At 46.0% G+C, this 20569-nt stretch carries 21 protein-coding genes; 13 read left to right on the top strand and 8 right to left on the bottom strand.

All coding sequences use genetic code 11. From position 1 onward, the window contains the following. Positions 1 to 34 precede the first annotated feature (34 nt). The 5 genes from DP923_RS11500 to DP923_RS11480 all read left to right on the top strand — a co-directional run bounded on the left by DP923_RS11500 (position 35) and on the right by DP923_RS11480 (position 4827). On the top strand, positions 35 to 1429 hold the full coding sequence (locus DP923_RS11500) for a bifunctional UDP-3-O-[3-hydroxymyristoyl] N-acetylglucosamine deacetylase/3-hydroxyacyl-ACP dehydratase (RefSeq protein ID WP_112305996.1): 1395 nt from the start codon (positions 35 to 37) through the stop codon (positions 1427 to 1429). Further along, the gene (gene lpxA / locus DP923_RS11495; RefSeq protein WP_112305995.1) at positions 1426 to 2217 is read left to right on the top strand and encodes an acyl-ACP--UDP-N-acetylglucosamine O-acyltransferase; all 792 of its coding nucleotides are present in this window, start codon (positions 1426 to 1428) and stop codon (positions 2215 to 2217) included. The genes DP923_RS11500 and lpxA overlap by 4 nt, the downstream gene beginning before the upstream one ends. Further along, the gene (locus DP923_RS11490) at positions 2207 to 2839 is read left to right on the top strand and encodes an ABC transporter ATP-binding protein (protein WP_112305994.1); all 633 of its coding nucleotides are present in this window, start codon (positions 2207 to 2209) and stop codon (positions 2837 to 2839) included. Before lpxA ends, DP923_RS11490 begins: the two co-directional genes overlap by 11 nt. Before the next feature lie 190 nt (positions 2840 to 3029). Further along, entirely contained in the window at positions 3030 to 3737 is a 708-nt protein-coding gene (locus tag DP923_RS11485) for a YebC/PmpR family DNA-binding transcriptional regulator (protein ID WP_112305993.1), read from the top strand. 127 nt (positions 3738 to 3864) lie between these two features. Then, positions 3865 to 4827, top strand: a complete 963-nt coding sequence (locus tag DP923_RS11480; protein ID WP_112305992.1) for a calcium/sodium antiporter — start codon at positions 3865 to 3867, stop codon at positions 4825 to 4827. Positions 4828 to 4846: 19 nt separating this feature from the next. Here the strand turns inward: DP923_RS11480 and DP923_RS11475 are convergent, their stop codons facing one another. Together DP923_RS11475 and DP923_RS11470 are read right to left on the bottom strand one after the other, a co-directional pair. Then, on the bottom strand, positions 4847 to 6127 hold the full coding sequence (locus DP923_RS11475; protein ID WP_112305991.1) for an erythromycin esterase family protein: 1281 nt from the start codon (positions 6125 to 6127) through the stop codon (positions 4847 to 4849). Positions 6128 to 6267: 140 nt separating this feature from the next. Continuing rightward, a complete protein-coding gene (locus DP923_RS11470; protein ID WP_112305990.1) occupies positions 6268 to 7002 on the bottom strand; it encodes a DUF4197 domain-containing protein in 735 nt (244 codons plus the stop codon). A gap of 59 nt (positions 7003 to 7061) precedes the next feature. Between DP923_RS11470 and DP923_RS11465 the strand changes: the two genes are divergently transcribed. From DP923_RS11465 to DP923_RS11445, 5 genes are all read left to right on the top strand, one after another. Next, positions 7062 to 8321, top strand: a complete 1260-nt coding sequence (locus DP923_RS11465) for a competence/damage-inducible protein A (protein ID WP_112305989.1) — start codon at positions 7062 to 7064, stop codon at positions 8319 to 8321. A 167-nt stretch (positions 8322 to 8488) separates the two neighbouring features. Further along, positions 8489 to 9850: a dihydrolipoamide acetyltransferase family protein gene (locus tag DP923_RS11460; protein ID WP_112305988.1), complete on the top strand. Its 1362-nt coding sequence runs from the start codon at positions 8489 to 8491 to the stop codon at positions 9848 to 9850. 164 nt (positions 9851 to 10014) lie between these two features. After that, positions 10015 to 10518, top strand: a complete 504-nt coding sequence (locus DP923_RS11455) for a hypothetical protein (protein ID WP_112305987.1) — start codon at positions 10015 to 10017, stop codon at positions 10516 to 10518. A gap of 9 nt (positions 10519 to 10527) precedes the next feature. Next, on the top strand, positions 10528 to 11232 hold the full coding sequence (locus DP923_RS11450; protein WP_112305986.1) for an SIMPL domain-containing protein: 705 nt from the start codon (positions 10528 to 10530) through the stop codon (positions 11230 to 11232). A 43-nt stretch (positions 11233 to 11275) separates the two neighbouring features. Next, the gene (locus DP923_RS11445; RefSeq protein ID WP_112305985.1) at positions 11276 to 11863 is read left to right on the top strand and encodes a hypothetical protein; all 588 of its coding nucleotides are present in this window, start codon (positions 11276 to 11278) and stop codon (positions 11861 to 11863) included. 116 nt (positions 11864 to 11979) lie between these two features. Here DP923_RS11445 and DP923_RS11440 read toward each other — a convergent pair whose 3' ends face one another. The 3 genes from DP923_RS11440 to DP923_RS11430 all read right to left on the bottom strand — a co-directional run bounded on the left by DP923_RS11440 (position 11980) and on the right by DP923_RS11430 (position 15728). Continuing rightward, positions 11980 to 14610 carry a valine--tRNA ligase gene (locus DP923_RS11440; RefSeq protein WP_112305984.1) on the bottom strand — a complete coding sequence of 877 codons (2631 nt, stop codon included), beginning with the start codon at positions 14608 to 14610 and terminating at the stop codon, positions 11980 to 11982. A 118-nt stretch (positions 14611 to 14728) separates the two neighbouring features. Beyond that, complete coding sequence (locus DP923_RS11435; protein WP_112305983.1) at positions 14729 to 15301, bottom strand: pentapeptide repeat-containing protein; 573 nt, start codon at positions 15299 to 15301, stop codon at positions 14729 to 14731. 76 nt (positions 15302 to 15377) lie between these two features. Next, the gene (locus tag DP923_RS11430; protein WP_112306253.1) at positions 15378 to 15728 is read right to left on the bottom strand and encodes a 4Fe-4S dicluster domain-containing protein; all 351 of its coding nucleotides are present in this window, start codon (positions 15726 to 15728) and stop codon (positions 15378 to 15380) included. 113 nt (positions 15729 to 15841) lie between these two features. On the opposite strand from DP923_RS11430, the gene DP923_RS11425 reads away from it, so the two are divergent. The 3 genes from DP923_RS11425 to DP923_RS11415 all read left to right on the top strand — a co-directional run bounded on the left by DP923_RS11425 (position 15842) and on the right by DP923_RS11415 (position 17785). Beyond that, positions 15842 to 16852 (top strand): acyl-CoA reductase, encoded by a 1011-nt coding sequence (locus tag DP923_RS11425; RefSeq protein WP_112305982.1) that lies wholly within the window; start codon positions 15842 to 15844, stop codon positions 16850 to 16852. An 84-nt stretch (positions 16853 to 16936) separates the two neighbouring features. Continuing rightward, the gene (locus DP923_RS11420) at positions 16937 to 17236 is read left to right on the top strand and encodes a hypothetical protein (protein ID WP_112305981.1); all 300 of its coding nucleotides are present in this window, start codon (positions 16937 to 16939) and stop codon (positions 17234 to 17236) included. Between the two features lie 249 nt (positions 17237 to 17485). After that, a complete protein-coding gene (locus DP923_RS11415) occupies positions 17486 to 17785 on the top strand; it encodes a hypothetical protein (protein ID WP_112306252.1) in 300 nt (99 codons plus the stop codon). A 21-nt stretch (positions 17786 to 17806) separates the two neighbouring features. On the opposite strand, the gene DP923_RS11410 is transcribed toward DP923_RS11415, so the two are convergent. The 3 genes from DP923_RS11410 to DP923_RS11400 all read right to left on the bottom strand — a co-directional run bounded on the left by DP923_RS11410 (position 17807) and on the right by DP923_RS11400 (position 20543). Next, a complete protein-coding gene (locus DP923_RS11410; RefSeq protein ID WP_112305980.1) occupies positions 17807 to 18661 on the bottom strand; it encodes a nucleoside phosphorylase in 855 nt (284 codons plus the stop codon). 111 nt (positions 18662 to 18772) lie between these two features. After that, a complete protein-coding gene (trhO, locus tag DP923_RS11405; RefSeq protein WP_112305979.1) occupies positions 18773 to 19741 on the bottom strand; it encodes an oxygen-dependent tRNA uridine(34) hydroxylase TrhO in 969 nt (322 codons plus the stop codon). A 166-nt stretch (positions 19742 to 19907) separates the two neighbouring features. Continuing rightward, positions 19908 to 20543 carry a NeuD/PglB/VioB family sugar acetyltransferase gene (locus DP923_RS11400; protein WP_112305978.1) on the bottom strand — a complete coding sequence of 212 codons (636 nt, stop codon included), beginning with the start codon at positions 20541 to 20543 and terminating at the stop codon, positions 19908 to 19910. Positions 20544 to 20569: the final 26 nt, after the last annotated feature.

The following is a 20569-nucleotide window of genomic DNA, read 5'->3' as shown; positions in this document are numbered from 1 at the left end:
GTAAACAGGCAAGACCACGACTATTGATAGGTGAATGAACGATAAACAGCATACCATAAAGGCCCCGGTTACCGTTTCGGGAATAGGCTTGCATACTGGCGTTGTGTCTAACATGACATTTAAGCCTGCGCCAACGCATCATGGTTATAAATTTCAGCGCATCGACCTGCCCGGGCAGCCTGTTGTAAACGCGGATGTAGATAACGTAGTAGACCTTTCGAGGGGCACTACCCTGGAGCAGAACGGAGCCCGCGTACATACGGTGGAGCACACGCTTGCCGCGCTGGTTGGCTTACAGATCGATAACGTTTTGATCGAACTGGACGGCCCGGAACCTCCTATCATGGATGGCTCTGCTATCGACTTTGTACAGGCGCTACTTAGCGTAGGCCTGGAAGAGCAGAAAGCCATGCGCAATTACTTCGAGATCCCGAACGGTATCAGCTTTAAAGATGAAAAACGCGGTGTGGAGATTGCCGCTCTTCCACTTGATAACTACCGCCTGACGGTCATGGTGGATTACAACTCGCCTGTTTTAGGCAGCCAGCATGCATCCCTCACTCACTTTGATCAGTTTATAGAAGAGATTGCCCCTTGCCGTACCTTTGTTTTCCTGCATGAGCTGGAAGCATTGTATAAGCAAAATCTGATAAAAGGCGGCGACGTGGACAATGCGATTGTAATTGTAGACCGCGTTGTGCAGGATGAAGAACTAAACTACTTATCCGACCTTCTGAAGAAGCCAAAAATAGAAGTACAGGCCGAAGGTATACTTAACAACACCGAGCTGCGCTACAAAAACGAGCCGGCACGCCATAAATTACTTGACCTGATCGGTGATCTGGCCCTGATCGGCATGCCGATTAAAGGACAGATTTTAGCCGCCCGCCCGGGCCATGCCGCCAACATTGCGTTCGCTAAAAAGGTAAAGAAGCTGATCACGGAGGCCGCCATTAAAAACGTGCCTACCTACGACCCAAAAAAGAAAGCTGTACTGGATATTAACCAGATCTCAGCAATGCTTCCGCACCGTTACCCGTTCCTGCTGATCGATAAGATCATCCATTTAGACGAAACTTCGGTAACGGGCATTAAAAACATTACCATGAACGAGCCATTTTTTCAGGGCCATTTTCCGGGCAACCCCGTGCTGCCAGGCGTGATCCAGATTGAAGCGATGGCCCAGACCGGCGGTATACTTGTACTGAGCACAGTAGATAACCCGGACGATTACTGGACTTACTTTTTAGGAATAGACAGATGCCGGTTCAGACGCAAAGTTATTCCAGGAGATACTATAATATTTAAATGTGAATTGCTGGCACCCGTAAAACGTGGTATTGCCAAGATGTCTGGTCAGGCTTTTGTAGCCGGGCAGTTGGTAATGGAAGCAGAAATGTCAGCAAGTATAGTAAAGAAAAACGTATGAACCAGCCCTTAGCATATATTCATCCGGAGGCTAAAATTGCCCAGAATGTAGTGGTAGAGCCATTTGTAACTATCCATAAAAATGTAGAAATCGGGGAAGGCACCTGGATTGGCTCTAATGCCGTGATCATGGAAGGCGCCCGTATCGGAAAGAACGTTAAGATTTTTCCGGGAGCCGTTATCTCTTCGGTACCACAGGATCTGAAATTTGCCGGCGAAGTAACAACGGCTTACATCGGCGATAACACCGTAATCCGGGAGTTTGTAACCGTAAGCCGAGGTACTATTGATAAAATGAAAACTGTGGTAGGTGCCAACTGCCTGGTAATGGCGTATGCGCACGTAGCCCACGACTGTATGGTTGGCAATAGCTGTATTATCGGCAACGCAGTACAGATGGCCGGCCACGTAGAAGTTGGTGATTATGCCATCATCAGCGCGACCAGTGCCGTACACCAGTTCGTAAAAATTGGCGCACATGCCTTTATTTCTGGCGGATCAAAAGTATTGAAAGACGTTCCTCCGTTCATCAAATCAGCACGCGAGCCGCTTTCTTATGCAGGCATTAATTCGGTTGGTTTGCGCCGACGTGGGTTTGTAAGCGATCAGATAAACGAAATCCAGCAGATATACCGCATCCTGTTTATGAGCAGCCTGAACAATACGCAGGCGCTTGATACTATAGAACTGGAGTTGCCGCCAAGCCGCGAACGCGACGAAGTAACCAACTTTATCCGTAACTCGGGCCGGGGCATTATTAAGAGCTACTTATCCAGAGATGCAGATTAACCTAAAAAACTTAGGTAAACGCTATAATTACGAGTGGATTTTCCGGAACCTGACTTATACTTTTGAGCAGGGTGCATCTTATGCTATACTTGGCCATAACGGTTCCGGAAAATCAACACTTCTTACAGTGCTGGCAGGTTATAACCTTTTAAGCGAAGGCGAACTGATTTATACTTCAGCCGGCACCACCATCACCCCCGAAACTGCTTACCGGCAACTTTCTTTAACAGCCCCGTACCTGGAGCTGGTAGAAGAATTTACACTATTGGAAATGATCGGTTTCCATAGCCGGTTTAAACCCTTGCGCCAAAACCTGTCGCATGAGCAGCTCATTGACCGGATGGGTTTGCAGAAAGCGAAAAACAAATTCGTTAAAGATTTTTCGTCGGGGATGAAGCAGCGCCTGAAACTGGGCCTTGCCATTTATTCCGATTCCTCCCTCCTGCTTTTAGATGAGCCCACTACTAACCTGGATCAGGAAGGAATCAGTTGGTACCAGGAGCATATCAACCAGAATAAGCAAGACAGGTTAGTTATAGTAGGCTCCAACATTGCCCACGAGTACAGCTTCTGCGATCATCAGCTCCGCATAACCGATTTCCATACTTCAGTCAGAAAGTAAGTACCCTGTAACTGAAGAGCTTAATCAGAATAAAGCCAGGAATTTATACTTTATACTTTAAAAAGTATGAGCAGTACGTTGCCCGGATCAAAAAATGATACCCGGTTTTAAGAACGTTTTTAGCGGCTATACTACCAATTTACGTACAGGCTGCTTAACTTTGCAGCACATTCATTAAACCAGACAATCCATGGGACGCGCATTTGAATTTAGAAAAGCCCGTAAATTTAAACGTTGGGATAAGATGTCGAAGGCCTTTACGCGCCTTGGCAAAGAGATCGTAATTGCTGTTAAAGAAGGCGGCCCTAACCCGGATTCGAATGCCCGCCTGCGCACGGCCATGCAGAACGCCAAAGGCGTTAACATGCCCAAAGACAGAGTGGAAGCGGCTATCAAGCGTGCCTCGTCTAAAGATGAAAAAGATTACGAAGAAGTTGTATACGAAGGCTACGGCCCATACGGCATCGCCATACTTGTAGAAACGGCTACCGATAATATTAACCGTACCGTGGCTAACATGCGTGTATACTTTTCGCGGGCAGGCGGTGCAGTTGGCAAAACCGGCTCTCTGGATTTTATTTTCACGCGCAAAGGTATCTTTAAGATCGCTCCGGAAGGCGCAAACATTGAAGAACTGGAGCTCGAACTGATCGACTTCGGTGCCGAAGATATTTACGAGCACGAAGGCGAAATTATTGTGGAAACTGCTTTCACCGATTTCGGAATGATGCAGAAAGCCCTGGAAGAAAAAGGTTTGAACGTAATCAGTGCCGAGCTGCAACGCATCCCGAACACCAGAACCGAATTAACCGAAGAACAGGAAGAAGAAATCGAGAACCTGATCGAGCGTATCGAAGAAGACGACGACGTACAGGCTGTTTACCACACAATGGCATAATTTAATCTAAACTATACGTAAAAGAAGAAGCCACTCTCCGACCCTGGAGTGGCTTCTTCCTTTATAAGGATGCAATAGCGTTAAATTGCTTTCTCTACAGTACCAGAATTAAAACTGCTATCATACTATGCTGACATATATCTTATTCGTTATCGGTTTTGTATTGCTCATAAAAGGTGCTGATATCCTGGTATCCGGCGCATCGTCTATTGCGAAGCGGTACAACATATCGGATATGGTCGTTGCGCTCACGATTGTTTCCTTTGGAACATCTATGCCGGAACTGATCGTGAACATTCTGGCAAGTATGCAGGGGCAGTCAGCTATAGCAATCGGTAACGTGTTTGGCAGTAATGTAGCCAACCTGTTGCTTATACTTGGTGTGGCGGCCATTATCTGCCCGCTGCCCATCAAGCGCAACACCATCCTGACAGAAATACCTTTTTCGCTTATCGCTACCTTACTGGTAGGCTTTCTGGCAAATGCCACTATCTTCACCGACACAGATCAGCTCTTTATCAGCCGCGCAGATGGCTTTATCCTGTTGGCCTTCTTTATCATGTTCATGGCTTATATCTACAACGTAGCTAAAACCAACCATGATGATGAAATTGTAGATGATAGCTCTCCGGTAATGCCAGTGATGAAGGCTGTAATCTATATTGTACTTGGTGTTACTGCGCTGTTTTTAGGAGGCAAGTGGGTAGTAGATGGTGCCGTAGAAATAGCACAATCATTTGGCTTGAGCGAGTCATTTATCGGCTTAACCATTGTGGCTATCGGCACATCATTACCTGAACTGGTAACTTCTGCCATAGCTGCTTATAAACGCAATATCGATATAGCGGTAGGCAATGTAATCGGCTCTAATATTTTTAATTTGCTCTGGATATTAGGTATAAGTGCTGTTATCAATCCGCTCCCCTTCAGCACCATTAGCAATACCGACATCCTGATGATGATTTTTGCAAGCACATTGCTCATTATCGCCATGCCTATCGGAAAAAAGAATGCCATCGACCGCTGGAACGGCGTACTTTTTCTGCTGATCTATGCAGCCTACATATTTTACCTGGTGCAACGAGGCTAGGCTATTAAGATTTAACTTATCAGTATGCCCAGGGATACAAGTCCGGTTGCTGCCCGGATTTTGTTTTAAAATGCAGTGGATGCACGGCTTCGGTCTCATCAAAGTATAAAAAGGCATCGTAGCGTTCCGGTATCAGGGTTGGCACATAGTTACCGTACTGCTCAAATTTAGGATCGTATACCACACCGATGGCACGGTGGCCGATGTGTGTCTGCAGTTCAGGTACGTCTTTCAAATCTTTAGAGAATACCAGTTTATCTTCTGAGTTGATACGATGCAGCAATTCTTCCCAGCTTCCTTTGCGGGCAGGCGGCACGTCCATTTTCTGCATCGTAGCACCCCACGATTTTCCGGCTATTACGGTGCCCTGGTAGCTCCCGAAGCCAATCAGCTTCACTTGGTCGTGGCCATACTTTTCGCGGGCAAGCTGTCCGATATTATACATGCCATCGTCCGCCATATCGGTAGCGCGGGCATCGCCGATGTGCGTATTATGCTCCCATACAATAGCTTTCGAGTCCGGTCCATGTAAATCAAGTAAGCGGTCCAGGGTTTCCATCATGTGGCTGTCGCGCACGTTCCACGAGTCTGACCCGCCCTTAACCATGGCCCGGTAATATTTTTCGGCATTCACGGCTACCAGCGCATTCTGCTCCGTGTTAAAATCAAATTCATGGTCGCCGGTAACAGGCGGGTGGCGCTGCACGCGTTGCAACATGTCAATTACTTCTTTTTCACAATCAGTAGGCACAAAAGCGGTGGCATGCGCATACGTTTGAGGGTCGCGGTTAAACGGTTCGAAACAATTGATTGCTATCCGGGCAGCATCGGCTGCTTTGCCATCTGTTCGGTCCAGGTAGTTCACGATCTGTTCCAGCGACTCCCATAAACTATACACATCCAGGCCATAAAAACCTACCTTTTCGGCACCGTTACGGATATGGTTAAAATCGCGGAGCCATTCAACTAAAGCGGCTGTTTCCCAGTTTGCCCACATCCAGGTAGGCCAGCGTTTATATACCTGCAGCACATCGGCAATCTTAGTCCCCGAATCGGCATATCCTTTAATAAAGCGGTTTATTGTATAACACTCCGGCCAGTCGCCTTCCACAGCTACAAAGTTGAAACCCTTTTCCTGCATTAGTTTTTTGGTGATGGCCGTGCGCCAGGTATAATACTCCGAAGTACCATGTGAGGCTTCACCTAACATAACAATCCGGGCATCGCCCACTTCTTCAATCAGGCTATTCAGGTCACTTTCTTTTGTGATGGTGGTATAAGCGAATGGTGTGTTTTCCATAGTTACAAAGTATAGATAGCGGTGCACAGATGCTTAAAATTGGTTTATTGTACTTCTAATTAAGGCTTTATGTTATAAAAAAAGCGCCCGCTCTACACAAAAGTAAAGCGGGCGCTTATGCAGGGTATAATTATACTTTTTTACGATTGATTATTGTTTCCAAAAACCCGACGGAGTAACTCTGTGGTGCGGGCCACCGGATTTTCACGGATCTGGGCTTCTTCCTGCGCTACCAACGTAAATAAACCGTCAATGGCGCGTTGCGTGGCGTAATCATCCAGGTCAGGGTTCACTTTCTGCACCAACGGAATTTTGTTGTAGCGGTTTACCAGGTCAGCATAGTAACGGGTGGCATTCGTTTTCTCTAAAGATTTCACCATTACGGGGTTAAAAGCTGTGTATAATTGCTGCGAAGTAGTGCGTTTCAGGTATTGGGTAGCCGCATCGCGGTCGCCTTTCAGGATGGCCCAGGCATCAGCTATGGTCAGTTGCTTGATGGCACTCACAAAAATAGGAACGGCACTTTTGGCAGCATCTTCGGCACCGCGGTTCAGGGTAAGTACAAACTTATCAACCTCGCTGCCCAAACCGATCTGGCGCAGGGTATTTTCTACTTTCTTTACATCTTCCGGAAACGGAATACGGATAAGCGAATTTTTATGATACCCATCTACCTGAGAGGCCTGCGCTGCTCCGTTCTTTATGCCGATCTCCAGCGCTTGCTTCAGGCCGTTAGCTACTTCTGTTTTGGTAACGGGCACGCCTGTACCGGTTCCTGCCAGTACGCCATCCATGGTGCGTTGCACCTCGGCAACCGTACACGCTGATGTGCTAACAGCTAAAGCAATTAAAGAAGTATAAAGTATTTTTTTCATATCAACAGAACATCTTTACTTTTAAGTAGTTTCCCTTACGCATAAATCAGACCAAATATATGAAAACAGTTCTTGCTGAAATAATCACCATCGGAGACGAGCTCCTGTACGGGCAGGTAGTAGATACCAACTCGGCCTGGATGGGCGCTGAACTAACAAAACTAGGCATAAGAGTACAGCAGATTACATCTGTTTCTGATAATGAGGCCCACATTATAAGTACCCTGAACGATGCCCGCACCCGCGCTGACATTATCTTGATTACCGGCGGACTTGGCCCCACCAAAGACGACCTGACAAAAACGGTACTTACCTCCTATTTCCATACTTCTCTTAAGTTGCACGAGCCTTCGCTGGCTGATATCAGCGCTATTTTCAGGAAACGTAACATCGATATAACCGAACTGAACCGGCAACAAGCCTTTTTACCGGAGAGCTGCACCCCCATCCGCAATGCCATTGGCACGGCACCAGGTATGTGGTTCGAGGAAGACGGAAAAGTTTTTGTGTCGATGCCCGGCGTGCCGTTTGAGATGAAGCTGATGATGACAGAACTTATACTTCCGAAGCTGAAAGCCTATTTTAAAACGCCCGAGATTATTCATAAAGTTATCCAGACCACCGGCATTGCCGAATCCATACTTGCCGAGCGCATCGAAGACTGGGAAACCAACCTGCCGCCTCATATTAAACTCGCTTATTTGCCCAGCCTGAGCGGGGTGCGCCTGCGCTTAACCGGCCAGGGTGATGAAGCCACTATACTGGAGCAGGAACTCGACAACGAAGTTAAAAAGCTTCAGCACATCATCCCAGGCTACATTTTTGCCATTGGTGAGATTCCGTTGGAAGAAGCGATCGGTATACTTTTAAAAGACCGTAACCTGACTATCGCCACCGCCGAAAGTTGTACGGGCGGTTACCTGGCACATAAGCTTACAAGTATAGCCGGCAGCTCTGCCTACTTTCAGGGAAGTATAATTGCCTACCACAACGAAGTAAAAATACGGGAGCTCAACGTAAAAAAAGAAACCTTACTACAGCATGGTGCCGTAAGCGAAGCTACCGTGCGCGAAATGGCCGAAAATGTATGCCTTAAATTTAACACCGACGTTGGCGTAGCAACCAGCGGCATTGCCGGACCTGGCGGCGGAACGCCCGAAAAACCGGTCGGTACGATTTGGGTGGCCTGTGCTTTTAAAGGCAAAACAGTCGCGAAGCTTATACATTATAATAAAGACCGCAAATTAAATATCGAATATACGGCCATGGTGGCCCTTAACCTGATCAGGCAAACTTTACTGGCAAGCGTTGAGGAATAGGCTAAAATCATTAACTTTGTCTAAAATAGACTTATAGTATATAGATTTTAGCTTGTAAACTTTGTCTTTTTATAATGAAAAGAGAAGTATAACTACCTCCTGCCACAAGCTGGTTTTGTCTGAAATCTAACGTCTAAAATCTAATATCTCAGAAAGCAATAAAAAATATGGCACTTGTAGAAATGGTTATGCCCAAAATGGGCGAGAGTATCATGGAAGGTACCGTTCTGAAATGGCTCAAGAATGTGGGTGATACCATCGAGCAGGACGAGTCGGTACTGGAAGTAGCTACGGATAAAGTAGACACAGAAGTACCTGCTATTCAGGGTGGTGTGCTAAAGGAAATTCTGGTGCAGGAAGGTGATGTAGTTGCTGTTGGCGCTACGATTGCCATTATCTCTACCAACGGCGAAGATACTGCTGCTCCTGCCGCTACGGCACAGGCTGCTGCGCCGGCTCCGGAAGCTGCACCTCAGCAGGAAACAACTGCTTCTAATGCTTCTTCTTCGGTTGCCAAACTTGACCAGCCAGCTACAGGTCGTTTCTATTCTCCGCTGGTACTGAACATTGCCCGCGAAGAAGGTATATCGATGCAGGAACTGGAGTTTGTGCCAGGTACCGGCAGCGAAGGCCGTGTGTCTAAAAAAGATATTATGGCGTACGTGGATGGCCGTAAAAATGCACCTCAGCAAGCTGCCGCTCCGGCAGCAGGAGCAGGTGCAACACCTGCCCCGCAAGCTAAACCAGCTGTTACACCTGCTCCTGCTGCGCAACCACAGGCCTCTGCGCCAGCTGTTAAACCAGCTGCCTCATATGGCGGTAATGTGGAGCTGATCGAAATGGACCGCATGCGTAAAATGATCGCTGACCGTATGGTGGACAGCAAACGCATTTCTCCGCACGTTACTTCTTTTGTAGAAGCCGATGTAACCAACCTGGTGAACTGGAGAAACAAGTGGAAAGATGTATACAAGAAGCGCGAAGGCGAGAACCTGACCTTTACGCCGCTCTTTATTGATGCGATTGCCAAAGCGATCAAAGATTTCCCGATGATCAACGTGTCAGTGGATGGTGGTACCATTATCCGTCACAAAGATATCAACATTGGTATGGCCGTAGCGTTGCCAAGCGGTAACCTGATCGTGCCGAACATCAAAAACGCAGACCAACTGAACCTGAACGGCCTGACCAAAAAAGTGAACGATTTGGCTAACCGTGGCCGTATCAACAAACTGACACCGGACGATCTGGCTGGCGGTACCTATACGGTTTCGAACGTAGGCTCTTTCGGAAACGTGATGGGCACACCAATTATCATGCAGCCACAAGTGGCAATTATGGCCGTTGGCGCGATCAAAAAGAAGCCAGCTGTTATTGAAACACCGGACGGCGATCTGATCGGTATTCGTCATTTCATGTACCTGTCGCACTCTTACGACCACCGTGTAGTGGATGGCTCTTTGGGTGGCATGTTTGTACGCCGCGTAGCCGATTACCTCGAAAACTTCGATGTAAACACAACCATTTAATTTTTGAAAAAGGACTTCGGATAAAAAACGAAAGACTTTGCTTTTATACTTTTAAAGCCTGCTTCAGTAAACGGAGCAGGCTTTATTTTTTAACCTGATGATGCCATGTTTATCTTTTTTACCTTAGCTAAAGTATACGTGCAAGTATAAACTAACCTGATACCATGAAAACCATACTTCCCTGGATCATAGCGGCTGTTTCGTTGCTGGCTGCTGTTTATTTATACTTTCAGAAAACTGAAGCGGAAAGTCGTTTAGCCATGGCCGACACAAAAGTTGAAGAATTAACTGCAAGAAAGGAAGCTGAAGACTCACTGGAAAGTATGATTTTACCTCCGGACACGATGACTTTAGTTCCGCCGACAGAAGAAATTTCTGTAAATAAGATGGGCAGCCTTACCCAAAGTGAGATCAAAAAACTGCAACGCAAAGGCCTGCAAAACCCGGAAACTGATCTTAAAAAAGACCTTACCCGAAACCAAAGCACACTTATTCCGGTGAAAGGAACAATGGGTGGCACGATGGCTATCCGTAAAAGCCACATCCTGAACGGCAACTACGCGCTGGCTTATTACGAAGACGGCCACAACGGCGGCAACTTGCTTTTAAAGTATAACGTGAGTAACGGAAGTATAACCTGGACTGTAATCGATCATTCTAAATTGTAAACCAACTTTATGAAAGTAAACCTTACCCTTTTCTTATTCCTGCTATGCTTTGCTGTAAAAGCTCAAAACCCATCACCCGAAAACCGTATTGTTGTACTTGGGCAAGCAAGTATAGATGTTCCTGCCGACCAGGTTAAGTTCTTTGTAGACATTAACTCCACAGATTCATCAAGTGTAGATAAAGTATACCAGCAGCACAAAAGGCTTGAAGATAAAATGGTAAAGCTGTTAAAAGATCTTCAGATTCCTACTTCTGATGTTAAATACTCATTGTTTTCTGTAAGTAAAAGACAGGATTATATGAATCGAAATAAGGAAGAGTATTTTTATGGAAATCAGAACATAACCTTCATGCTAAAAAACCTGAGTCAGTTTACAGAAGTACAGGCACGCTTAATTAAAGAAGGATTTACTGGTTTCAGGAGCAGTTTTATGTCCTCGGCTATCGATAAACATACTTCAGAAGTGCTGGAAAAAGCAATTAAAGTAGCGTGGGCAAAAGCTGATATAATGGCAAAAGCTGCCAACAGACAAATAAAGCGTGTGGTAAAAGTAGCAGATACCGAAGATACAGATCCGATCTTTATAAACTATCGGCAAAGTGAAACGCTGAATGAAGTTGTTATAAGAGGGCAATCAAGTATGAGTTTATTCGAATTTCCGCAAACTATACCTGTTACAACTTCCGTGAAAGTAGTTTTTGAGTTAAAGTAGCACGAAATTTGAGTTCTGATAGTACACACTATACTTTAAGCTGATGCTCTATACTTTACTCTTACTACTCTTCCCGTTTTATCTGATGGGTACGGATACGCTTCTCCTGCAGCAGGATATTGAAAAAGATTATGCTATCCTTCAGAAAAACAGCAGGTATATTATAGATGATAATGCTACGACCAATCCTTCTTTTGAAACCGTTACAGCAGATCTGCAACTGCTGCAGCTAGCTGCCTCCCTAGATCTTGCAAAAGCAAATCATACTTCTAAAAAAGCTGGTAACCATGAGATTACAAGCTGGATTTTTCCGGATGGAGACATAAAAGCGCTGCACCAGATCGAAAGCACCATAAACCTGGATACAGTCGTGACGCAACGCTACCTCGAGAACCGCCCGCCAACACAGCTGCACATAAAAAACAACTTCACTTTCCGGACCTACGTGATAGCCACAAAATCAAACCCAATTAAACTATATTACCTGACCGAGGCCGAACAAGGTTTATTAAAGTATAAAATCGAGAACAGGCAAGTACAGATTGGGTATTCAGGTAAAAAAGAAGGGCTGGATGATGTGCTTCCACGCTACGAAAAAGAAGTTGAACAGCTGTTGCAAAGTATAAAGTAGCCAGCCAAGTATAACAATTAAAAAGTATAAATTGTATTCTCTGAACCCGAAAGTATAAAGTATAAAAAAAGGCCGCTCCCGAAAGAGAGCGGCCTTTTTTGAAAGTATAAATCTGATTATAAAGTAGCCAGACTTTGCTCTATTGCTTTGATCTTGGCTTCAGCGTCGGCTTGCTTTTTGCGCTCGTTCGTAATAACTGCTTCGGGTGCGCCGCTTACAAAACGCTCGTTGCTTAGCTTTTTCGCTACCGAGATTAGGAAACCTTTGGTATACTCCAGCTCCTTGGTTAAACGCTCGCGCTCGGCTGCCACGTCAATATTACCTTCCATTGGTATAAAGAACTCATCGCCGGCTTCTACAAAACTGATCGCACCATCCAGGCTATCCTGCACAAAGCTGATTTCCTTTACGTTGGCCAGTTTGGTGATGATGCTCAGGAACGCGTCATACTTATTATCGCTTACAATTTTGATCGAAAGATCGAGTTGCTTGGTCTGCGGAATATTTTTAGAGTTCCGGATGTTACGGATCGCGCCTACAATATTCAGGACGGCTTCCATTTGCTCCGTAATCGCTTTATCCAGCTTATCTTTTTTAGGCCAGGCTGCCACGATCAGGAATTCCTTGTCTTTGCGGGTTTTCAGTTCGTGCCAGATCTCTTCTGTGATAAACGGCATAAACGGATGCAACACCTTCAGCACGTTCTCCAGGAAGCCAACAGTAGCTTCTATTGTGCGCGCATCGATTGGTTGCTGGTACGCCGGTTTGATCATCTCCAGGTAGTTCGAGCAGAAATCGTCCCACACCAGTTTGTACACCGCCAGCAAAGCATCCGAAATACGGAACTTCTCAAAATGGTCTTCCAGCTGAATGAAGGCTTCGTTAAAGCGCGCATCAAACCACTGGATAGCCGTTTCGTTCGGGCAAGGCAGGTTTTCGTCTACTTCCCATCCTTTAATCAATCTGAAAGCGTTCCAGATCTTGTTGCTGAAATTACGGCCCTGCTCTACCAGTTTCTCATCAAAAAGCAAATCGTTACCAGCCGGCGAACTGAACAACATACCGGCACGCACGCCATCAGCACCGTATTGCTCGATTAGGTCCAGCGGGTCCGGTGAGTTGCCCAGCGATTTAGACATTTTACGGCCCTGTGCATCACGTACAATACCGGTCAGGTACACATTACGGAATGGCATCTCGTTCCGGAATTCAAAACCAGCCATGATCATACGTGCTACCCAGAAGAACAGAATTTCAGGAGCGGTTACCAGGTCATTGGTTGGGTAATAGTAAAGTATGTCTTTGTTATCAGGGTCTTTAAAGCCGTCAAAAACCGAAATAGGCCACAACCACGACGAGAACCAGGTATCCAGTACGTCTTCGTCCTGGCGCAGATCAGTTAATTGCAGATCAGGATTTTCGGTTTTCTTACGGGCAATTTCCAGTGCTTCAGCATCGGTAGTTGCTACCACAAACGAGCCATCCGGCAAATAATAAGCAGGTATGCGTTGTCCCCACCACAGCTGGCGCGAAATACACCAGTCGCGGATATTATCCATCCAGGAGCGGTACATGTTCTTGAACTTCGGCGGATACAGGCGGATGTCGTCGTTCATTACGGCTTCCAGCGCAGGCAAGGCCATTTTATCCATCTTACAGAACCACTGCATCGACAAACGCGGCTCGATTACAGCACCGGTTCGCTCAGAGGTCTGCACGATACTTGGGTACTCATCTATTTTAACCAGGTAGCCGGCTTCCTGCAGGTCTTTTACAATGTTACGGCGGGCTGCAAAACGATCCTGGCCTACATACAGTTGCGCCAGTTCGTTTAATGTACCGTTGTCATTCAGGATATCAATAATAGGTAGGTTATGCTTCTGCCCGAGTTCGTAGTCGTTCAGGTCGTGGGCTGGCGTTACTTTTAGCGCACCGGTACCAAATTCTATACTTACATACTCGTCTACTATAATCGGAATTACCTTGCCCAACAACGGAATACGCACCTGTTTGCCGTGCAAATGCTTGTAGCGTTCGTCGTTCGGGTTAACGGCTACAGCCACGTCAGCCATAATGGTTTCTGGGCGCGAGGTAGCAACGGTTAAGAAACCACCTTCTGCATCATCACCAACCAGTTCATACTTCAGGTGGTACATTTTGGCCATGGTATCCTTCGGGATCACTTCTTCATCCGAAAGCGCGGTGCCACCCAGCGGGTCCCAGTTTACCATACGTACGCCACGGTAAATCTGGCCTTTGCGGTACAGATCCACAAATACCTCGATCACGGCTGCGCTCAGGTCCTCTTCCATCGTGAAACGGGTACGGTCCCAGTCGCAGGAAGCACCCAGTTTTTTCAGCTGGTCCAGTATAATACCGCCATACTTCTCTTTCCACTCCCAGGCGTATTTCAGGAATTCTTCTCTGGAAATATCTTTTTTCTCGATGCCGCGCTCTTTCAGCATCGCCACCACTTTTGCTTCGGTTGCAATCGAAGCGTGGTCGGTACCCGGTACCCAACAAGCTTCTTTGCCCTGCATACGCGCCCTCCGGATCAGGATATCCTGGATGGTATTGTTGAGCATATGGCCCATGTGCAGCACGCCTGTTACGTTTGGCGGCGGAATTACAACTGTATAAGGCTCTTTGTTCGGGTTAGGTGTAGAGCGGAAGAAGCCGCGCTGCATCCAGCTATCGTACCACTTCTGTTCTACCTCTTTGGGGTTATATTTTGTTGAAATCGACATCGTAGACTATAATTTCCGGTGTTTGTGCAAAGAGCAAAAATAGCGAAAAAAGACTAAGATTGATAGGATTAGCAGATTTTAGGATAGGGTTATCAAAGTATGCGGAACCAAGGCAGTTTTACACAATCACCAATTCATACTTTGCCAGCAGCCCCTGCAGGCCGTAACCCGAAAACTTTGCATTTTTGATAGTATTTATTTCCGGGTCGATGATAAAATTATAGGCAGTAGAAAAGTCTGCGCCGGAGAGGTTGGTATAATTAAAAACGGCACGCTCCAGATCGGTGTTATCAAACAGGGCGCTGGTCAGGTTGGCATTTGTGAAGTCTACACTCTTGAGGGAAGTATAAATGAACTTGGTTTTAGCCATTTTCCGGTTCATGAAAACGGCATAATCCAGGATACAATTTTCGAACTGCACGGTAAAGAACACATCTTCGCACTCGCTGAAATTTATACCGGTTAGTTTACATTCTTTAAACACACAGTTATTCAGGGTTACGTTATTCAGCTTCAGCAGCGCCAGGTTACAGCCCATAAATGTGCAGTCTGTGAAACGCGTGCCGGCAAAGTTGCTCCCCGAAAAATCGCAGAGCTTAAAAGTGCAGTTCTCGAACCCCCTGCTCTTTACATCTTTGTTAGGGTAACTGATCTTCTCGAATGTTTTGCCTTGGTGCAGTAAGCCTTCCATCTTTTTTTGGGCTGAGGTTAAATTAAAAAGCCTGCCACGTGAATTGGGCAGGCTTTTATACTTTGGTGTATTAAACTTATGCTTCCTGGTGAAGCCAGCTTTTTTTGGATAATAATTCTTCTTCGGTTTCGCGGTAATCCGGATCGTCCACGCAGCAATCCACAGGGCAAACGGCAGCGCACTGCGGCTCTTCATGGAAGCCCATGCACTCGGTGCACTTATCTGAAACTATATAATAAAATTCGTCTGAAACCGGTGTCTGTGGTGCATCGCCGGGGATAATCTCACCACCGTCAATTTCTACTTCTTTTAACTCCGTACCGCCGCCCCAGGTCCATTCCGCGCCGCCTTCGTAAATGGCAGTGTTCGGGCACTCTGGTTCGCAGGCTCCGCAGTTAATGCACTCATCCGTTATCATGATAGCCATAATCGTATCTCCTGTATATTTTTTATACTTTTGTACTTCTTGTTTCTGAATTTGCTGCAAAATTAGAAACATTAAGCATCCGCATCAAATAAATTTTAAAGCCACACAGCGCCATGACATTAGAAAACAGAATAGAAGCTTTTATAGAACTTGGCAAACAACTCCAAAACCTCTCCGAAGAGGAACTTCAGGACTGGGCACGACTGGCAGCTGGGCGTAACCCCTGGTTTGATGAAGCCAATGTAACCTTTGCGCTGAAAGGCATCGCGCTGATGCTGGATGAACAGTACCTGCGCGAATGGCTCTATCCTTATCACCTTAAACAAATTTCGCCGAAAAAGGTTGGCGTAGTGATGGCCGGCAATATACCCATGGTCGGTTTCCACGATTTTTTAGCGGTACTGATAAGTGGCCATAACCTACTGGCAAAACTGAGCACATCAGACGAGCCCCTGATTAAAAAGCTGGCTAATATGCTGATCGCGATTGAGCCTGCTTTTGCGCCAAGTATAGAATTTGCCGAGCTGCTGAAAGATGCCGATGCCATTATTGCCACCGGCTCCGACAACACCGCCCGTTACTTTGAGTATTACTTTGCCAGCCGGCCGCACATTATCCGCAAGAACCGCAGCAGCATCGGCATCTTAACCGGACACGAAGAAAAAGAAGAGCTCACGAAGTTGGGCGAAGATATTTTCAGGTATTATGGCCTGGGTTGCCGCAATGTGTCTAAAGTGTTTGTGCCGGAAGGTTACAAGTTTGATGCTTTTTTTGAAGCAAACCAGCACCGCCAGAGTTTGCTGGATCATCACAAATACCAGAATAACTACGATTACAACAAATCCATACTTCTGGTAAATGCTGTGCCGCATTATGATAACGGCTTTATGCTGGTAACACCAAGCGAGAATCTTGTTTCACCTATTTCGGTGCTGTTTTACGAAACGTTTTCGTCGCATCAGGATCTGCGTCAGAAATTAAATTCAGTAAAAGACAAAACACAATGCGTGGTATCGGCGCATGGCTGGTTCGAAGGCAGCATTCCCTTCGGCAACGCCCAATGCCCAATGGTCTGGGACTATGCCGATGGCGTGGATACGTTAGAATTCCTCCAAAAATTATAAATTATTGTCTATTATCAGGTGGCTTATTGTATTTGTATTTCAGAGTTTCTATATTCCGTAGCACAATATAACCAATAACTGTTTATGGAAACGCTAGCCAATACCACCCTATTAGTAGCTAAAGAGCAGATTCCGGGACTTCGCTTCCGATCAGAAGATGTTTTAACGGATGCTCAGTCGAGGAGCAAACGCCGCTGGGATCTGAACCGGGCCACTCTACTTGGAAATGCTTATCATGGTAAAGTAGAAATTACGTTTCAGACCTCTGATGGCCAGGATAAGAAAGTTGCTACCACTATCTGGACAGTTGATGACCTGTTTATTACACTTAAAGCAGGGTGCGCACTTCCGATTGCTGCTATTCTGGGAATTGAGTTTCTTTAACTAAAAGACAACGTATGCCACTTGCCGGATTTCTAACCCGACTCCGCACCACATAGAAGAGCAGGTAGTTTATACTTGCTCTTTTCTTTTCAGGTACCTTCCTGATTTACTGAACACTAGCAGCTTTCTGACACGAACCTGCAAACCATTTTATACTGAAATAGTTGTTATAACGTAAAACAAGTACCATTTCCGGTTAAAGTAAAAGTATACTTTGTGGCAAATGGGTTTCATATCAAACTTAGCATTATGGATACTACAACCAACAGAATACCCCTGGTAGAGAAAGAAGAAATCCCTTTTTTCAATTTTAGTAACGAAGATGTACTGGAAGATGCGGAGGCCCGCAAGAAGCGTGTCTGGGACCTGAACAGGGCGGCATCGTTGGGCAACGCGTACAGGGGCAAAGTAGAAATTACGTTTCAGACGGCCGACGGAGAACAGAAACGTGTAGATACGACCGTCTGGACTGTAGACCAATCGCATATAACTTTAAAGGCGGGCTGCTCTGTTCCGATCATTTCAATTATAAGTATAGAGTTCTTTTAAAGAACTCTATACTTGCTTTTACTAAATCCTGTCGAGCACTTTCACGATCAGGTCATCAATAATATCATCGGCATCGGTCGCAAATTCCTGCGTAATCCGGTTTACTACCATTGCATTCAGCGATAACATTTCGTGGCCCAGCAAGCGGCCCATGCTGTAGTAGCCAGCCGTTTCCATTTCGAAATTTGTCAGTTTATAATCGTTGTGGCGGAAGTTATGGTATTTCTGCAACAACTCCTCTATCCGAACGCCGGCACGCAACAAGCGGCCCTGCGGTGCATAAAAACCAGGGCAGGTCAGGGTGTTTCCCGGAATCATATCATACCCTATTTTTTTGATCAGGCTTTCGGAACCACTCACGCAATACGGCTGAAAACCAATGCCCAAATCTTGTTGTAAGGCTTTGGTTATACTTTGTTCCTGCTCTGTTTGCGGCAGTGGGTAGAATTCCATCAGGGTATCCAGGCCAATAGAAGTATGCGATGCTAGGTGGCTACCCAATGGCACAGAAGTCTGGAGCGCACCCGACGTACCAATGCGCACTATTTTAAGCGATATCTTTTCTTCATTTACTTCCCTGGATACAAAATCAATGTTAACCAGTGCATCCAGTTCGTTCATCAGGATATCGATATTATCGGTACCCATTCCCGTCGAAATAACAGTCAGGCGTTTGCCTTTATAATAACCGGTGTGCGTGACAAACTCGCGCTTGGCAACTTCTACTTCAATTTCATCAAAGTACTTACTTACTTTTGCTACCCTATCCGGATCTCCCACAGTAATAATGGTATCGGAAATCTGTTCTGGCAACAGGTTAAGGTGGTAAATGGTACCGTCTTCGTTCAGTATTAATTCTGATGCTGGAATCGCCATATCTTTCTGTTTAGTTGTGCTGATGTTGCGTGATACAAGAAAGCAACATACGTATAAAAAATAAAAGCGTGGCCTTAGGAGCACACGCTTCTTATACTTGTGTTAATTATTTTAAGCCGAAACGCCGGTAGTTTTGCGTCGGTTAAATCCTTTCAGCGGGTTGTAGCCGTTCAGTTCTTTCTGGTAATAACCCGTGCCGTCGTAAGGGCGTTTTTCCGGGTGATCTTTACATTCGGCAGAGCAGGCACCTTCCATTTCGTGGCCGCAGCTTTCGCAGATAGGCACATGCAGGTTGCAAACCGGGTTGGCGCAGTTTACCATTCTGTCGGATTTGGTTTTGCAAACGTAGCATTCCGAGATCACTTTCGGATTTACCTGATTTACATCTACGGCCACGCGGTTATCAAAGACATAGCATTTGCCTTCAAAATCTTCGCCCTGGGCCTCTTTGCCATACTTTATAATACCGCCGTGTAGCTGGTATACGTTCTCAAAGCCCTGATCCAGTAAAAACGCGCTTGCTTTTTCGCACTTAATGCCGCCGGTGCAGTAGGTTAGTATTTTCTTGTCTTTATACTTTTCTTTCAGCGCATCTATCTGCTCCGGAAACTCCCTGAAATTCTCGATATCGAGTGTAACCGCATTTTTAAACCGGCCTACGCTGTATTCATACTCTGAGCGCACATCCAGTACTACCACGTCTTCGCGGTCTTTCATTTCCTTAAACTCGGTAGGCGAAAGATGTACACCGGTACGTACGTTCGGGTCGATGTGCAGCAAGCCGGAGTGTACAATTTCGGCTTTGGTGCGCACATGCAGTTTGGCAAAAGCGTGCTTATCCGAGGCATCCACTTTAAAATCGATCTTAGCGAAACGCGGGTCGGCGTGCATCAGCTGCATATACTTTTCGCAATCTTCTTTCAGGCCGGAAACGGTACCGTTTAGGCCCTCTTTGGAAACGATGATGCGGCCGAGCAGATTAAGCTCCAGGCAAAGTAGATGATGTTCTTCCCGGAACGCTTCCGGATCTGCTATCGGGGTGTAGCAGTAGTATAAAAGTATGCTGTAGGGTTGGTTCATAACTGCTAAGTTTCAGCTTAGTGTTTTAGATTGATTGTTGATTGCTAGTTGCTAAGTATTAAAAAGATAAAGATTATCTCTCCTTTCTAATTCAAAATAACTTTCTGAATTTATAACTTACAATGACTTTTGTCAGTTTTAAAACAGCAAAGGCAAGTATAAAAGTTTACTTGATAGGAGCTGCCGGGTTTCCGAAAACAGTTGCCTTGGCAGGTACATTGGCTACAACAACAGCGCCCGCGCCTACGCGTGCATTTTTACCGATCTTCACGCCGGAAACAATCACGGCGCCTGTTCCGATAAAGGCACCCTCCTCTACTATTACTTCAGGGTTTATAACCGCACCGGCTCCGATCTGCACAAAATCAGCGATCTCGGCTTTGGTATCTACCAGTGCACGTGCGCCAATAATACAATTATCACCGATCTTTGCATTGTTGTTGATGATCGCGCCTGCGCCAATCATGATGCCGTGGCCCAGCCAGGCGTGTTCTGATACTGCACTGAATTTATGGATAGCATTTACCGGCACCACTTTATACTCTTCTTTCAGCATGTTGATGAGTCCTTTGCGGGCAGCAGAATCTTCTACGGCTACAAACACATCGCACTTCTTCCCGATCAGCTTCAGGAATTCGCCGTCTTCGGTCTTGCTCATCACCGCCACGTTGTTGATTTCTTCCTGCTGCAGGGTTGTATTATCATCAAGAAAACAATACACCACTACGCTGTTACTGTTAAATATATCTAAAGCTGCCGTACCCAGGTTCTGGGCACCAAGTATGATCACTGGATTTTGCATGACGTATCTGAATTAAGGGGCAAAGG

It is taken from the genome of Pontibacter arcticus, from assembly GCF_003284895.1.
Classification (GTDB): domain Bacteria; phylum Bacteroidota; class Bacteroidia; order Cytophagales; family Hymenobacteraceae; genus Pontibacter; species Pontibacter arcticus.
The sequence above is the reverse complement of the archived record's forward strand: the minus strand, read 5'-3'. Positions and strand labels throughout refer to the sequence as shown.